Source organism: Mycobacterium sp. (genome assembly GCF_049281135.1).
Taxonomy (GTDB): domain Bacteria; phylum Actinomycetota; class Actinomycetes; order Mycobacteriales; family Mycobacteriaceae; genus Mycobacterium.
In genome coordinates, this window is sequence record NZ_JBAPRN010000807.1 from 1 (window position 1) to 15138 (window position 15138).

At 66.0% G+C, this 15138-nt stretch carries 15 protein-coding genes; 12 read left to right on the forward strand and 3 right to left on the reverse strand.

The window, feature by feature from the left end; all coding sequences use genetic code 11:
- Nucleotides 1–177: DUF2631 domain-containing protein (locus WAN02_RS31910; RefSeq protein ID WP_422269369.1), on the reverse strand; the 177-nt coding region annotated here is incomplete at its 3' end.
- On the opposite strand from WAN02_RS31910, the gene dxr reads away from it, so the two are divergent.
- The 5 genes from dxr to WAN02_RS31935 all read left to right on the forward strand — a co-directional run bounded on the left by dxr (nt 176) and on the right by WAN02_RS31935 (nt 6825).
- Nucleotides 176–1540, forward strand: coding sequence for a 1-deoxy-D-xylulose-5-phosphate reductoisomerase (dxr, locus tag WAN02_RS31915; RefSeq protein WP_422269357.1), 1365 nt, complete (start codon nt 176–178; stop codon nt 1538–1540). The genes WAN02_RS31910 and dxr overlap by 2 nt on opposite strands.
- Entirely contained in the window at nt 1537–2739 is a 1203-nt protein-coding gene (locus tag WAN02_RS31920) for a M50 family metallopeptidase (RefSeq protein ID WP_422269358.1), read from the forward strand. Before dxr ends, WAN02_RS31920 begins: the two co-directional genes overlap by 4 nt.
- A gap of 53 nt (nt 2740–2792) precedes the next feature.
- Nucleotides 2793–3947: a flavodoxin-dependent (E)-4-hydroxy-3-methylbut-2-enyl-diphosphate synthase gene (gene ispG / locus WAN02_RS31925; RefSeq protein WP_422269359.1), complete on the forward strand. Its 1155-nt coding sequence runs from the start codon at nt 2793–2795 to the stop codon at nt 3945–3947.
- A gap of 44 nt (nt 3948–3991) precedes the next feature.
- Nucleotides 3992–4846 (forward strand): GNAT family N-acetyltransferase, encoded by an 855-nt coding sequence (locus WAN02_RS31930; protein ID WP_422269360.1) that lies wholly within the window; start codon nt 3992–3994, stop codon nt 4844–4846.
- Nucleotides 4847–5007: 161 nt separating this feature from the next.
- Nucleotides 5008–6825: a penicillin-binding transpeptidase domain-containing protein gene (locus WAN02_RS31935; protein ID WP_422269361.1), complete on the forward strand. Its 1818-nt coding sequence runs from the start codon at nt 5008–5010 to the stop codon at nt 6823–6825.
- Nucleotides 6826–7049: 224 nt separating this feature from the next.
- Here WAN02_RS31935 and WAN02_RS31940 read toward each other — a convergent pair whose 3' ends face one another.
- A complete protein-coding gene (locus tag WAN02_RS31940; RefSeq protein WP_422269362.1) occupies nt 7050–7541 on the reverse strand; it encodes a hypothetical protein in 492 nt (163 codons plus the stop codon).
- Between the two features lie 660 nt (nt 7542–8201).
- On the opposite strand from WAN02_RS31940, the gene WAN02_RS31945 reads away from it, so the two are divergent.
- From WAN02_RS31945 to WAN02_RS31975, 7 genes are all read left to right on the forward strand, one after another.
- On the forward strand, nt 8202–8786 hold the full coding sequence (locus tag WAN02_RS31945) for a DUF1707 SHOCT-like domain-containing protein (protein ID WP_422269363.1): 585 nt from the start codon (nt 8202–8204) through the stop codon (nt 8784–8786).
- A 28-nt stretch (nt 8787–8814) separates the two neighbouring features.
- Nucleotides 8815–9672 (forward strand): type I methionyl aminopeptidase, encoded by an 858-nt coding sequence (gene map, locus WAN02_RS31950; RefSeq protein ID WP_422269364.1) that lies wholly within the window; start codon nt 8815–8817, stop codon nt 9670–9672.
- A gap of 10 nt (nt 9673–9682) precedes the next feature.
- Nucleotides 9683–11182, forward strand: a complete 1500-nt coding sequence (locus tag WAN02_RS31955) for a cobyric acid synthase (protein ID WP_422269365.1) — start codon at nt 9683–9685, stop codon at nt 11180–11182.
- 131 nt (nt 11183–11313) lie between these two features.
- Nucleotides 11314–11865 carry an alpha/beta hydrolase gene (locus WAN02_RS31960; protein WP_422269370.1) on the forward strand — a complete coding sequence of 184 codons (552 nt, stop codon included), beginning with the start codon at nt 11314–11316 and terminating at the stop codon, nt 11863–11865.
- Nucleotides 11866–11882: 17 nt separating this feature from the next.
- Entirely contained in the window at nt 11883–13238 is a 1356-nt protein-coding gene (locus WAN02_RS31965; RefSeq protein ID WP_422269371.1) for a glutamine synthetase family protein, read from the forward strand.
- The gene (locus WAN02_RS31970) at nt 13189–13968 is read left to right on the forward strand and encodes a gamma-glutamyl-gamma-aminobutyrate hydrolase family protein (protein WP_422269366.1); all 780 of its coding nucleotides are present in this window, start codon (nt 13189–13191) and stop codon (nt 13966–13968) included. Before WAN02_RS31965 ends, WAN02_RS31970 begins: the two co-directional genes overlap by 50 nt.
- A 91-nt stretch (nt 13969–14059) precedes the next feature.
- Complete coding sequence (locus WAN02_RS31975) at nt 14060–14839, forward strand: 3-oxoacyl-ACP reductase (protein WP_422269367.1); 780 nt, start codon at nt 14060–14062, stop codon at nt 14837–14839.
- A 2-nt stretch (nt 14840–14841) separates the two neighbouring features.
- Here WAN02_RS31975 and WAN02_RS31980 read toward each other — a convergent pair.
- Nucleotides 14842–15138, reverse strand: a 297-nt coding sequence (locus WAN02_RS31980) for a PE/PPE C-terminal domain-containing protein (RefSeq protein ID WP_422269368.1), incomplete at its 5' end; no start/stop codon positions are given.

A 15138-nucleotide genomic window follows, 5' to 3' on the forward strand; every position in this document is an offset into this window, starting at 1 on the left:
CAGTAGAACGATGATCAGCAGGCCGGTGACGTGCCAGTTGCGGTAGTTGATTTTGCTCCAGCCCCAGTTCGCCGACGGCACGTCAGCGACATCGACCCCGCTGAAGCGCTCCACCTCGGTACTGGCCACGGCAAACTCCTCGGGTTGGGATCGGGATGCCTGCACATTCTGGCACATGTCCGAGAGGCCGGCTTCTCCTCGGGCCGCCGGACGGCCCGCATCGTCGCTGGCCGGGGATTCGTCGGGCGCGCCGGTGGCGCGGCACAATGAAGGGGTGTCCAACCGCCGCTATGGCAGCTCACCTAGCGCCGAGAGTGAAGCTGGCTTCACGCTCGGCGCCCAGCGTGAAGCTGGCTTCACGCTCGGCGATAAGGGCCGCCGCCTCAAGACCCTGGTGCTGGGCAGTACAGGCTCCATCGGCACCCAGGCGCTCGAGGTCATCGCTGCCAACCCCGACCGTTTCGAGCTGGTAGGGCTGGCCGCCGGGGGCGGTCACCCGGACCTGCTGGCGCAGCAGCGCGCCCAGACCGGGGTGACCAACCTCGCCGTCGCCGACGAGCGCGCCGCGCAGGCCATCGGTGACGTCACCCACCACGGACCGGACGCCGCGACTCGGCTGATCGAGAACACCGAGGCCGACGTCGTGCTCAACGCGCTGGTCGGAGCGCTGGGCCTACAGCCGACGCTGACCGCGCTGGCTTCCGGGGCCCGGCTGGCCCTGGCCAACAAGGAATCGCTGATCGCCGGTGGCCCGCTGGTGCTGGCGGCCGCCAAGCCAGGCCAGATCGTGCCGGTCGACTCCGAACACTCCGCGCTGGCGCAATGCCTGCGTGGCGGAAGCGCCGACGAGGTCGCCAAGCTGGTGCTCACCGCCTCCGGCGGGCCCTTCCGCGGCTGGTCGGCCGCCGACCTCGAGCACGTCACCGCCGAGCAGGCCGGCGCGCATCCGACCTGGTCGATGGGGCCGATGAACACCTTGAACTCGGCGTCGCTGGTCAACAAGGGGCTCGAGCTCATCGAAGCCCACCTGCTGTTCGGCATTCCGTACGGACGCATCGACGTCGTCGTGCACCCGCAGTCGATCGTGCACTCGATGGTGACGTTCACCGACGGCTCGACGATCGCGCAGGCCAGCCCGCCGGACATGAAACTGCCCATCGCGCTGGCGCTCGGCTGGCCGGATCGGGTGCCCGCCGTGGCTGCGGCCTGCGACTTCTCCACCGCGTCGACCTGGGAGTTCGAGCCGCTGGACGAGCGGGTTTTCCCTGCTGTCGCGCTCGCCCGGCAAGCGGGCGAGACGGGTGGCTGCATGACCGCCGTCTACAACGCCGCCAACGAAGAGGCCGCCGAGGCGTTCCTGGCGGGGCGGATCGGCTTCCCGGCCATCGTGCGAACAATCGCCGATGTCCTGAGCGCCGCCGACCAGTGGGCCGCGGAACCCGCTACCGTGGAAGACGTACTCGAAGCGCAGCGCTGGGCCCGTGGTACGGCCCGGCGGGGCATTGATCGAGCCGCACAGGAGGTTCTACCAACTCGATGATGTTCGTTATCGGCATAGTGCTGTTCGCTCTCGCCATCCTGATTTCGGTGGCGTTGCATGAATGCGGCCACATGTGGGTCGCGCTGGGCACCGGGATGAAGGTGCGCCGCTACTTCGTGGGCTTCGGCCCGACCCTGTGGTCGACCCTCCGCGGCGAAACCGAATACGGCCTCAAAGCCATCCCGGCCGGTGGCTTTTGCGACATCGCCGGTATGACGTCGGTCGAAGAACTGCAGCCCGACGAGCGTGACCGGGCGATGTACAAGCAGAAGACGTGGAAGCGTGTCGCGGTGTTGTTCGCCGGGCCCGGCACGAACTTCGTCATCGGCCTGGTGCTGATCTATGCCATCGCGGTGATCTGGGGGCTGCCGAACCTGCACCCCACCGCGGTCATCGGCCAAACGGCCTGTGCGGCCGCAGAAATCAAGCAGGGCGAGTTCGAGAAGTGCACTGGTGACGGGCCGGCGGCGGCCGCCGGGATCCGGGCCGGCGATGTGGTGCTCAAGGTCGGTGACACCCCGGTGACCGACTTCTCCGACATGGCGGCCGCAGTGCAGAAGCTGCACGGCACCGTTCCGGTTGTGATCAAGCGCGACGGCCAGACGATGACCAAATACGTCGACATCACCCAGCGGCAGCGCTGGGTCAGCGACGGCAAGGGCGCGAAGCCGGCGAACATCGGCGTAATGGGTGTCGTCGGCACACCGGCCGGGCCGACCCACTACAACCCGATCAGCGCGGTGCCGGCCACCTTCACCTTCACCGGCAATCTGACTGTGCTGCTGGGCAAGTCACTGGTCGCGATTCCCACCAAGGTCGGCGCGCTGATCCACGCGATCGGCGGCGGTCAGCGTTCCCTGGACACCCCGATCAGCGTCGTCGGAGCGAGCATCATCGGCGGAGACACCGTGGACCACGGCGTCTGGATGGCGTTCTGGTTGTTCCTGGCGCAGCTGAACTTCATCTTGGGCGTCATCAATCTGGTGCCGTTGCTGCCCTTCGACGGCGGGCATATCGCCATCGCGCTGTACGAGAAGCTGCGTAACGTCATTCGTTCGGCCCGCGGCAAAGTCGCTGCGGCGCCAGTGAACTACCTCAAACTGATGCCCGCAACCTACGTAGTCTTGGTTCTGGTGGTCGGTTACATGCTGTTGACGGTGACCGCCGATGTGGTCAACCCGATCCGGCTGTTCCAGTAGCCCGCGGGCGTTGGCCCGGGGGCGGAAACGAAGGAAGCGAGAGAAGGCAAACAGTGACCACAGGTCTGGGTATGCCGGCAGCCCCGGCGCCCACGCTGGCGCCGCGTCGCAAGACGCGCCAGCTGATGGTCCGCGACGTCGGTGTCGGCAGCGACAGCCCGATTTCGGTGCAGTCGATGTGCACCACCAAAACCCACGACGTCAACTCCACCTTGCAGCAGATCGCCGAGCTGACCGCGGCCGGCTGCGACATCGTCCGAGTGGCGTGCCCGCGCCAGGAAGACGCCGACGCGCTGGCCGCGATCGCCACGAAGAGCCAGATCCCCGTCATTGCCGATATCCACTTCCAGCCCAAGTACATCTTCGCCGCGATCGACGCCGGGTGTGCCGCGGTGCGGGTAAATCCCGGCAACATCAAGGAATTCGACGGCCGGGTCGGTGAAGTCGCCAAAGCCGCGGGCGCCGCGGGCATTCCGATCCGCATCGGCGTCAATGCCGGCTCGCTGGACAAGCGGTTCATGGAAAAGTACGGCAAGGCGACGCCCGAGGCGTTGGTCGAGTCGGCGCTGTGGGAGGCCTCGCTGTTCGAGGACCACGGCTTCGGCAACATCAAGATCAGCGTCAAGCACAACGACCCAGTGGTGATGGTCGCGGCCTACGAGCAGCTCGCCGCGCAGTGCGACTATCCACTGCACCTCGGCGTCACCGAGGCGGGTCCGGCATTCCAGGGCACCATCAAGTCCGCGGTCGCGTTCGGTGCCCTGCTGTCCCGGGGGATCGGCGACACCATTCGGGTATCGCTGTCGGCGCCACCGGTCGAGGAAGTCAAGGTCGGCACTCAGATTCTCGAGTCGCTGAACCTTCGGCCGCGCGGGCTGGAGATCGTGTCCTGTCCGTCGTGCGGTCGTGCTCAGGTCGACGTCTACAGCCTGGCCAACGAAGTCACCGCCGGCCTGGACGGGCTCGATGTGCCGCTGCGGGTGGCCGTCATGGGCTGCGTGGTCAACGGGCCGGGGGAGGCGCGCGAGGCCGACCTCGGCGTCGCTTCGGGCAACGGCAAGGGCCAGATCTTCGTCCGCGGTGAAGTGATCAAGACCGTGCCCGAAGCGCAGATTGTCGAGACGCTGATCGAAGAGGCAATGCGATTGGCCGCCGAGATGGACGCGGGACCAGCGGCAAGCGGTTCGCCGGTTGTGACCGTAAGCTGACAGTGGTCTAATCGGGCCGAGTATCCGTCTGAGAAAGAGTCAGTATGTCGGCTCCGCCCATTCGCCGCATCGTCAGCGAGCGACGGGTGTCGGTAGTGCGCGACGGAGCTTCGGTCCGCCGCGTTTTCGACGACGACCCGGTCGGCTCGTGCATGGTCGCCGCGCGAGTTGCCGATCATGGCTTGGACCCCAACTCGATTGGCGGAGAGTTGTGGACGCGCCGCGGGCCCCAGGAGTCGTTGTGCTATGCCGGCGCCAACCTGATTCCGCTGCGCGGTCGACTCAACGATATGTATGCGTTCGCCGATGCGGCGCTGACCGCCTCGCGGCGATGCTCGTCCCTCGTCGGCCGCGCCGAGTTGGTGATGCCGATGTGGCAGCGGCTCGAGCCGGCCTGGGGCCCGGCGCGCGATGTGCGTGAGCGTCAGCCGTTGATGTCGTTGACCACGATGCCTACCTGCGCGATCGACCCGGGCGTGCGCCAGGTCAAGCCCGACGAACTCGACACCTATCTGGTGGCGGCTGTCGACATGTTCATCGGCGAGGTGGGTGTCGACCCGCGGCTCGGTGACGGCGGACGCGGCTACCGGCGGCGGGTCGCCAGTTTGATCGCGGCCGGAAGGGCGTGGGCCCGCTTCGAGAACGGCGCGGTGGTCTTTAAAGCCGAGGTTGGATCGCAGTCGCCGACGGTCAGCCAGATCCAAGGGGTTTGGGTGCATCCGGAGTGGCGTGGCCGGGGCCTGGGGACGGCGGGGACGGCGACCCTGGCCGCGGTGGTCGTCGGCACCGGACGCATTGCCAGCTTGTACGTCAACGACTTCAACACGGTCGCGAAGGCTACCTACGACCGAATCGGCTTCGTCGAAGTCGGCACGTTCGCCACCGTCCTGCTGGACTGACCGGACTGGTTCGCCGAGATCGACATAGGCGCGATCTCTACTCGCACTTTCGCGCGCTGTCGTCGATGTCGACGCAAATACGCCACCGGCCGTTGGCGTAACAACTCCGTCTCGGTGCGCCTCCGGCCGAGTTGGCCTTTTGTTTCTTAACATCAGCCACAATGGCAACAAAAATCACAGTGGCATCAGCCGCCACATTCGGTGTCGTGGTGCTGCTCACCACGTCCGCCGTCTCAGCGTGCACTCCGCGGCCCGAAGGGCCGGCCCCGGCGGCCGACCGATTCTTCGGTGCGCTAGCCACCGGCGACACCGCGGCGGCGGCCGAGCTCAGCGACAATCCCAGCGATGCGCGCGAAGCGCTCAACGCGGCGTGGGCCGGCCTGCAGGCCACCCACTTGGACACCCAGGTTCTCGGCTCGAAGTACACCGACGACACCGGCTCGGTGAGCTACCGCTACACCTGGCATCTGCCGAAGAACCGAACCTGGACCTACGACGGCAAGCTGAAAATGGCCCGCTACGAAGGTCATTGGCAGATCCGCTGGAACAGCACCGATCTACACCCTCGCCTCGGCGAGCACCAGACGCTGGCGCTGCGGGCCGACGCGCCCAAGCGTGCGTCGGTGAACGAAGTCGGCGGCACCGACGTGCTGGCACCCGGCTACCTCTATCACTACACGCTGGACGCTTCCAAGGCCGGCGCCTTCCTGATCAGCACCGCGCGATCGGTGATCGACGTGCTGCACCCGCTTGACGACACCCTCAACGACCCGCAGCGGCTGGCCGAGCAGGCCAGCGGCACCGGCAAACCGGTGGATCTGATCACGCTGCGCGTCGACGACAACAACAGGATCGCCCCCGCGCTGGGCAGCCTGCCCGGCGTGGTGATCACCCCGCAGGCCGAGCTGCTGCCGACGGATTATCACTTCGCTCCGGCCCTGATCAATCAGGTGAAGAAGGCGGTGATCGACCAACTCGACGGCCAGGCTGGCTGGCGCGTGGTCAGCATCAACCAAAACAACGTCGATCTGGCGGTGCTGCACGAGGTGGCGCCGGCGCCGGCGCCCTCGGTGTCGATCAGCTTGGACCGGGCCGTGCAGAACGCCGCACAGCACGCAGTGGACAACCAGGGTCGCCAGGCGATGATCGTCGTGATCAAACCGTCGACGGGGGAGATCCTCGCTGTCGCACAGAATTCCGCGGCCGACGCGCTGGGTCCGCTCGCCACCACCGGCCTCTACCCGCCGGGGTCGACGTTCAAAATGGTCACCGCGGGTGCGGCCCTCGAGCGTGACATGGCAAGCCCCAACACGCTTTTGGCCTGCCCCGGGCATCTCGACATCGGACAGCGCGTTGTGCCCAACTACGGCGGATTCGACTTGGGCACGGTGCCCATGTCGCGGGCGTTCGCCAGTTCGTGCAACACCACTTTCGCCGAACTGGCCAGCCAGATGCCCCCGCGCGGGCTGACGCAGGCCGCCAATCAGTACGGCATGGGGCTGGATTACCAGGTCGACGGCGTCAGCACGGTTACCGGATCGGTGCCTCCGACAGTCGATATGGCCGAGCGCACCGAGGATGGCTTCGGCCAGGGCAAGGTGTTGGCCTCACCGTTCGGGATGGCGATGGTCGCGGCGACCGTGGCCGCAGGAAAGACGCCGGTGCCCAAGCTCATTGAGGGACGGCCGACCGCGATCACCGGCGACACCACACCGATCAGCGAGAAGATGATCGAAGGTCTGCGCCCGATGATGCGGCTGGTGGTCACCAACGGCACCGGTAAGGAGATCGCGGGCTGCGGCGAGGTGTACGGAAAGACCGGTGAGGCCGAGTTCCCCGGCGGTTCGCATTCCTGGTTCGCGGGATACCGCGGCGATCTGGCCTTCGCGTCGCTGATCGTCGGAGGAGGCAGCTCCGAGTATGCGGTGCGGATGACCAAGTTCATGTTCGAATCGATGCCCGCCGGCTACCTGGCCTGAAAGCCGTTCGGCGGCAACGGTTAAGACACAAAAACCTGCCGCCCGGGCGCGAGGGGCGACCGGGCGACAGGATTTGTTCGCCGAGCTAGCGGACTCCGGGGGCTCCGGGATTCGCTGCTGGCCCGACGTTTGGCGTCTGAACCGGTGGGAGCGTTGCTAGGCCCCCCACCCCCACCGGTCCAGACCGCCACCTCTTTTACAGAGGTGGATTTATCCGGTCAGACTCAGCCGACCGGCACGCCGGTCAAAAGGTCGATCAGCGGGGTGAGCACGAAGTCCAGGCCCGTCGGGGTCAGCAGACCGAAGTCCAATCCGGTGGCCAGGTAGCCGAGTGTGCTGTCCGGAACCAGGTACGCGCCCATCGTGTCGGCGATGGTGCCCGCAAACCCAGGATCAAGGCCGCCGGTTTGCTCGTAGAACGCGCTTGGGTCGATGGCGTTGACCAGGTTCTCCAAGCCGTGCTCGCTGGCGGTTGACTCGAACGCGTCGACGGTGGTCTGGAATGTTTGGTAGCCGGACTCGGTGGACGCTGTCAGGTCAAGGTTGTTGTCCGCAACGCCTTGAGAGCCCATCGCCCCGAACAGAGCAGCGTAGGGGTCCGGCGCCGTGTACGGGTCGGGGAACGGCCCGTCGGCGTGGGCGGTGCCCATGCCGATGAACGCGGCGCAAGCGGCGCCGGCCGCCAGGCCGATCGCGGTAGAATACTTACGACTCATGTGCGAGCCTCCAATCTCGGTATCTCTCGATGTGGATTGTGGGGTGTCCGCCCCACAGCCGTTGGCTCGCACATGAGTCCTAATCTCCCCCTCATGGCGGACGAGCCGTCTGACGGGTGGAAGCATATAACAGCTTGGGCATCGTGTTAAGCGAATCTCTAATAAAAAACTCAGGCGAACTTCTAATCACGCTAAGTGTCCTCTTATGTGCCGTTCCAGTGTTTAAGCAACTGAAGCAAACGGCTGCCGGGCGGCGTGTCAGGCCGTCGAACCACAACGTCTGACGCTGAACAAGCAGCTAGACGCCTTGTGTGTGAGGGGCTGGCGACCGAGGAGCGGAGGCCAGCGGTTCGGTCGGAGCATGGTGGGTCTCCCATAATGTGGGAAAAATCCGGACTATTAGACTCAAAATCCGATTTATTGAACACCTTGTCTGAGAGGCGCCAACATTTTGTTGACAGTCTTTTCTATAACGTCGATTTTAATAAACAAGATCAACAATTCATTTGCCATTAAAAGAGAATGGCCCAATGCAAATATTCGTAGGCACCGGTGTACGCCGCACGTTATTTCCGTACCTTTGGGATGAGTTGACTACTCTGAGCGGGGTGCTGGTGCGAGGTCGCACCAGCCCGGGGCGGCGGTAGATTTGATATCGCTATGACGCGCCCTGATGAACTCTCCGAACTACGGGTATCCGATGCCGACCGCAACGGCACGCTGCGCCGTTTGCACAACGCGGTTGCGCTCGGGTTGATCGACATCACCGAGTTCGAGGAACGGTCCACGCACGTGTCCTACGCGCGTACCCACAATGAGCTGGATCGCCTCGTGGGTGATCTGCCCGGGCCCGGGGCGATCGTCACCTCCGCGGCTGACCGGGTCGAGCTGCGCGGCTGGGCCGGCTCACTCAAGCGCCACGGGGAGTGGACGGTGCCCACCCGGCTGGCGCTGGTGCGCCGGATGGGCTCGGTCGAGCTGGATCTGGTCAAGGCCAGGTTCGCCGGCCCGGTGGTCGTTATCGAACTCGACATGCGGTTCGGCTCGGTCGAGATTCGATTACCCGACGGCGCGAGCGCCTCGATCGACGACGTCGAGGTATACGGCGGCAGCGCCAGTGACCGGCGGAAGATCGCGCCCGCTGAGGGCAGCCCACACGTGGTGTTGACCGGCCGGGTGGTGTGCGGCTCGGTCAAGATCAAAGGTCCGCGCCGCTCGCTCGTGCGCCGCCGTGGCCGTGCCTGACCCCACCGGATACGGATACCCTGACAGCATGCCCGTTCGTTCTGCATTGTCGGCCGGTGTGGTCTCGCCGACGCTGCCGGTGCCCAAGTCGATCCCACGGCCGGAATACGTCGGCAAGCCGACGGCGCGGGAGGGCACCGAGCCATGGGTGCAGACGCCCGAGGTGATCGAGAAGATGCGGGTTGCCGGGCACATCGCTGCCAGTGCGCTCGCGGAGGCGGGCAAAGCCGTCGCGCCCGGTGTGACGACCGATGCGCTGGACCGCATCGCGCACGACTACATGGTCGACCACGGCGCCTATCCATCGACGTTGGGCTATAAGGGTTATCCCAAGTCGTGCTGCACATCGCTGAACGAAATCATCTGCCACGGCATCCCCGACTCGACGGTGATCGAAGACGGCGACATCGTCAACATCGATGTCACCGCCTTCATCGACGGCGTGCACGGTGACACCAACGCGACCTTCCTGGCCGGCGACGTCTCCGAGGAGCACCGCCTGCTCGTCGAGCGGACCCACGAGGCGACGATGCGGGCGATCAAAGCGGTCAAGCCGGGCCGTGCCTTGTCGGTGGTCGGCCGTGTCATCGAGTCGTACGCAAACCGGTTCGGCTATAACGTGGTTCGCGACTTCACCGGCCACGGCATCGGTACCACCTTCCACAACGGCCTGGTCGTGCTGCACTACGACCAGCCTGCTGTCACCACCATCCTCGAACCGGGCATGACGTTCACCATCGAGCCGATGATCAATCTCGGGGCGCTGGACTACGAAATCTGGGACGACGACTGGACGGTGGTCACCAAAGACCGCAAGTGGACCGCCCAATTCGAGCACACCTTGCTGGTCACCGACTCCGGCGCGGAAATCCTCACCCTGCCGTGACAACCCGCCCGTGAGCGGCGCGCTGCTGGTGGCAGGCACCACATCCGACGCGGGCAAGTCGATGGTGGTCGCCGGGCTCTGCCGGTTGCTGGTGCGCAAAGGAATTCGCGTTGCGCCGTTCAAGGCGCAGAACATGTCGAACAACTCCGCGGTGACCGTCGAGGGCGGGGAGATCGGCCGCGCCCAGGCGATGCAGGCCCGCGCCGCCGGCTTGGCGCCCAGCGTGCGGTTCAACCCGATTCTGCTCAAGCCCGGCAGCGACATGACCTCGCAACTGGTGATCAGGGGACAGGTCGCGGGGGTGGCCACCGCCGCCGAGTACTGGTCGGATCGCAACAAACTCTCGGCTGTCGTGCAAGACGAATTAGCGCAATTACGAGCCGAGTTCGAGGCGGTGATCTGCGAGGGCGCCGGTTCGCCGGCTGAAATCAACTTGCGCGCAACGGACTTGGTGAACATGGGTCTGGCCCGCGCCGCGGATCTGCCGGTGGTCATCGTCGGCGACATCGATCGCGGCGGGCTGCTCGCGCACCTGTTCGGGACGGTGGCCGTGCTCGACCCTGACGATCAGGCCCTGATCGCCGGATTCATCGTGAACAAGTTTCGCGGCGACGTCTCGCTGCTGGAACCCGGGCTGCGCCAACTCGCCGAAATCAGCGGCCGTCCCACCTACGGGGTACTGCCCTACACCGATGATCTGTGGCTTGACACCGAGGATGCGGTCCCGGTATTGGCGCACCGCGTGCTGGGCACACCGAGACCGCCTCGCGGCGACCAGTGGCTTCGGATCGCGGTGCTGCGGTTGCCCCGGATCTCCAACTCCACCGACGTCGAGGCGCTGGCCTGCGAACCCGGCGTGCTGGTGCGCTGGGTCCGGGAACCCGCCGACTTGGCCGACACCGACGTGATCGTGGTGCCGGGCACCAAATCCACTGTCGCCGATTTGGGCTGGATCCGGGAGCGGGGCCTGGACCAGGCCATTCGCACCCATGCTGCCTCAGGTCGGGCCGTGCTGGGCATTTGCGGTGGCTTCCAGATGCTGTGCCGGTCGATCGACGACACCGTCGAAAGCCGGTCCGGCCGGGTCGAGGCGATGGGGATGCTGGACGCTGACATCGTGTTCGCGCCCAACAAGGTGCTGCGCCGCCGGCAAGGATCGCTGCACGGCTACGAGATCCACAACGGGCGGGTGATCCGCTGCTCGGAGGCCACCTGGTTCGAGGTGGACGGATCCCCGGAGGGGTATCAGCGCGGCCAGGTATTCGGGACGCATTGGCACGGCCTGTTCGACAACGACGGCTTCCGAAGGCAATGGTTGATTCTCGCTGCGGCGGCAGCGGGCCGGGACGGATTCGTCGCTGCCGACGACGTGAATGTGGCTGCGCGACGGGATGCTCAGCTCGATGTGATGGCCGATCTGCTCGATGCCCACCTCGACGTCGATGCCATCGCCGGACTGCTCGAAAGCGGGCCGCCACCGCGTCCGACGATCGTTTCCGCGCTGCGCTGACCACGGCGGTTGTCGTTCATCAGCTCGATGTTGCCAGAAGATTGCCAATAGCCACACAGCTAACGATCCGCGCGAAAATGGCCCGGGCGCGGGGCAATTGACTGTAATTTGCTGTGGTGCCTTCGACGATGATGACTACCGTCGACGGGTTTCCCATCCAGGTCTGCGACACCGGTCCGGAGAAGGGCTCCGTCGTGGTGCTCTTGTGCGCGGCCGAGCGGGCACTCACCGCGTATGAGGCGGTGTGTGAGCGTCTGCACACGGCGTCGCTGCGCACGATTGTCATCGGTCCGGACCCACGCCTGACGCCGAAGTCGGTGATCGGCATTCTGGACGTGCTCGACGTCAGTTGGGGCGTGCTGGTCGGCGATCGCGACGGCGCGGAGCTGGCGTGGGAGCTGGCCGCGACCAGGCTGGACCGGTTCACCGGCCTGGTGGCCATCGACCGTGGTCACCCACGGGTTGCCGACCCCGCCGGCGTGGTTCGCGACGAGCACTGCCCACCGGTCGAGATCAACACAACCGCGCTGGTCAGCAACTCCGCCGCGCACTCTGTGGCACGCGCCAGCCAGCGGTTCGTCTACGGCGATTACCGGGTGGTGGAGCTGCTCGGACGACGCAATGCGCATGAGTCGACGGCGCAGCTGGCCGCCGAGATCGTCCTGCGCACCAGTACCTGGTGACGGACACGGCCAACGGAATGGGCTTGTCGCGAGACGAACTCGAGCGACTCGTCGCCGCCGGTGAAGTCGACACGGTCATCGTCGCGTTCAGCGACATGCTGGGCCGGCTGATGGGCAAGCGGGTGTCGGCGCCGTTCTTCATCGACGAGGTGGCCGAGTCCGGCGCCGAAGCCTGCAACTATCTGTTCGCGGTCGACGTCGAGATGAACACCGTCGAGGGATACGCCATGTCGGGTTGGAACTCCGGGTACGGCGACATGGTGATGCGGCCGGATCTGTCGACGCTGCGGCGGGTGCCGTGGCTGCCAGGCACGGCGCTGGTACTCGCCGATTTGATGAGGCACGACGGAAGCCCTATCGAACCCTCGCCGCGCCAGGTCTTGCGCCGTCAGCTGGACCGCTTGAACCAGCGCGGTCTGCGGGCCTATGTCGCCACTGAACTGGAATTCATCGTCTTCAATGACACCTACCGCCAGGCCTGGGCGAGTGAATATCGCGAGCTGACACCGGCCAGCGACTACAACCTGGACTACGCGGTGATGGCCTCGAGCCGCCTCGAGCCGCTGTTGCGAGATATTCGCCAGCACATGCAGGGCGCGGGACTGCACTGGGAGGCCGTCAAGGGCGAGTGCAACAGGGGACAGCAAGAGCTCGGGTTCCGCTACGACGATGCGCTGGTCAGCTGCGACAACCACGGCGTCTACAAGAACGGCGCGAAGGAAATCGCCGACCAGCACGGCAAATCGCTGACGTTCATGGCGAAATATGATGAGCGCGAAGGCAACAGCTGCCACATTCACATGTCGCTGAGGTCGGCCGATGGATCCGCGGTGGCCGCCGAGGACGGTCAACCGTTCGGTATTTCGCCGATGTTCCGCAGCTTTATCGCGGGCCAGTTGTCCACATTGCGGGAGATGACACTGCAGTACGCGCCGAACATCAACTCCTACAAGCGGTTCGCCGATCGCAGCTTCGCGCCCACGGTGGTGGCGTGGGGCTTGGACAACCGGACCTGCGCACTGCGCGTCGTCGGTCACGGCGACAACTTGCGGGTGGAATGCCGGGTGCCCGGCGGTGACGTGAACCAGTACCTGGCCGTCGCGGCGCTCATCGCCGGCGGACTGCACGGTATCGAAAACGGCCTGGAGTTGCCGGAACCGTGCTCCGGTAATGCGTACGAGGCGGCCGGCGTCGAGCGTCTGCCCGGTACGCTGGCCGAAGCGGCGACGCTGTTCGATGCGTCGGCAATCGCCCGAGAGGCATTCGGGGACGCGGTGGTCAGCCACTACGTCAACTACGCCCGCGTCGAGGTGGAGGCGTTCAATGCGGCGGTCACCGATTGGGAGAGGGTTCGCGGGTTTGAGCGGTTCTGACAAGCCTCCGGTCATCGGTCTGACCACCTACCTGAACCGAGCGCAACTGGGCGTCTGGGACGTGCCCGCCAGTTTCCTTCCGGCCGTCTACTTTCAAGGTGTCACCGCCGCCGGCGGGGTGGCCGTGCTGCTGCCGCCGCAGCCGGTGGATTCCGAGATCGCCGACCGTGTTCTCGATGGCCTGGACGGGCTGTTGGTCACCGGCGGCAAGGACCTCGATCCCGCTGCCTACGGTCAGGAGCCGCATCCGAGCACAGACCAACCCGGAGGGCAGCGCGATGCCTGGGAGTTCGGGCTGTTGCGCGCCGCGCTCCAGCGGCAGCTTCCGGTGCTGGGCATCTGCCGCGGCGCACAGGTGCTCAACGTCGCACTGGGCGGGACGCTGCATCAGCACCTGCCCGACGTCATCGGCCACAGCGGACACCGGGCCGGCAACGCGGTGTTCAGTACGTTGCCGGTGCGCACCGTGGCCGGCACGCGGCTGGCTGCGTTGGTTGGCGAATCCGTTGATGCGCGGTGCTATCACCACCAGGCCATCGCCGATCTCGGCGAGGGACTGGTGGTCAGCGGCTGGGATGCCGATGGTGTGATCGAGGCACTGGAGCTGCCTGGGCAGAGCTTTGTGCTCGCAGTGCAGTGGCATCCGGAGGAAAGTCTGGACGACCTGCGGCTGTTCTCGGCGATCGTCGAGGCGGCACAGGCATACGCGAGCGGACGGGTGAGTTCATGAGCGCCGGCGACGATGCACTGGGGGCACACCCCCTCGCCGCTGCGCGGCTGGAGGTACCCCCACCCGCTTGCGGGGGAGAGGAGCGGCGCAGATGACTGTGGACCTGAGTCGACGGCTGGCCGGCAAGACCGCCGTGGTGACCGGCGGGGGTGGCGGTATCGGGCTGGCGTCGGCGCGACGTCTTCATGCCGAAGGGGCCACCGTGGTCATCGGCGACATCGACGAGCGGACCGGTACCGCGGCGGCTGACGAACTGGGCGGACTCTTTGTGCCAGTTGATGTTTCGGATGAAGCCTCGGTCAACGGGCTCTACGACACCGCGGCCGACCGCTACGGCTCGATCGACATCGCGGTCAACAACGCCGGCATCTCGCCGCCGGATGACGACCTGATCGAGAACACCGAGCTACCGGCGTGGCAGAAGGTGCAAGACGTCAACCTGAAATCGGTGTACCTGTGCTGCCGCGCGGTGCTGCGGCACATGGCGCCCGCGGGACGCGGGTCGATCGTCAACATCGCCTCGTTCGTCGCGGTGATGGGTTCGGCGACGTCGCAGATTTCTTACACCGCGTCCAAGGGCGGGGTGTTGGCGATGTCACGCGAGCTCGGTGTGCAGTTCGCTCGCCAAGGTATCCGAGTCAACGCGCTGTGCCCGGGGCCGGTGAATACTCCACTGCTGCAGGAGCTTTTCGCCAACGACCCCGAACGCGCCGCCCGGCGGATGGTGCACGTGCCGATGGGCCGGTTCGGTGAGGCCGACGAAATCGCAGCTGTTGTCGCATTTTTGGCCAGCGACGACGCATCGTTCATCACTGCGGCGACATACTTGGTCGACGGCGGCATCAGCGCCGCCTACACCACGCCGCTGTAAGGTCAGCCCGCCGCTGGTGGGTGTGCCATCACCGTCGGGCGGACCCCGTATCGGGGAACGGCGGCGCCGAAGCGGTTTCCGGCCGAACTGGCGGTCGGCATACCGGGAATGCCGGCCGCGAGTGCCGGCGGAGGGGCCGGGGGCATGCCACCGAGCGCCGCCCCGGATAGTCCGGACAGCGGGCTCATCGGGGGGACGATCTCATTCCAACTGGGCGGCACCGCCAATGCTCCGATCGCCGCACCACGACCCAGGGCGGCCGACATTCCGTCGCCAAGACCGCCGAGCTCGCTCAGTCC

Excerpts from the sequence above, each read along its gene's own strand:
- WAN02_RS31960 (WP_422269370.1), top strand. The coding sequence starts at position 11,314 with ATGACTACCGTCGACGGGTTTCCCATCCAGGTCTGCGACACCGGTCCG.
- map (WP_422269364.1), top strand. The coding sequence starts at position 8,815 with ATGCCCGTTCGTTCTGCATTGTCGGCCGGTGTGGTCTCGCCGACGCTG.
- WAN02_RS31920 (WP_422269358.1), top strand. The coding sequence starts at position 1,537 with ATGATGTTCGTTATCGGCATAGTGCTGTTCGCTCTCGCCATCCTGATT.
- WAN02_RS31965 (WP_422269371.1), top strand. The coding sequence starts at position 11,883 with ATGGGCTTGTCGCGAGACGAACTCGAGCGACTCGTCGCCGCCGGTGAA.
- WAN02_RS31970 (WP_422269366.1), top strand. The coding sequence starts at position 13,189 with ATGCGGCGGTCACCGATTGGGAGAGGGTTCGCGGGTTTGAGCGGTTCT.
- dxr (WP_422269357.1), top strand. The coding sequence starts at position 176 with ATGTCCGAGAGGCCGGCTTCTCCTCGGGCCGCCGGACGGCCCGCATCG.
- WAN02_RS31940 (WP_422269362.1), bottom strand. The coding sequence starts at position 7,541 with ATGAGTCGTAAGTATTCTACCGCGATCGGCCTGGCGGCCGGCGCCGCT.
- WAN02_RS31930 (WP_422269360.1), top strand. The coding sequence starts at position 3,992 with ATGTCGGCTCCGCCCATTCGCCGCATCGTCAGCGAGCGACGGGTGTCG.
- WAN02_RS31935 (WP_422269361.1), top strand. The coding sequence starts at position 5,008 with ATGGCAACAAAAATCACAGTGGCATCAGCCGCCACATTCGGTGTCGTG.
- WAN02_RS31975 (WP_422269367.1), top strand. The coding sequence starts at position 14,060 with ATGACTGTGGACCTGAGTCGACGGCTGGCCGGCAAGACCGCCGTGGTG.
- WAN02_RS31945 (WP_422269363.1), top strand. The coding sequence starts at position 8,202 with ATGACGCGCCCTGATGAACTCTCCGAACTACGGGTATCCGATGCCGAC.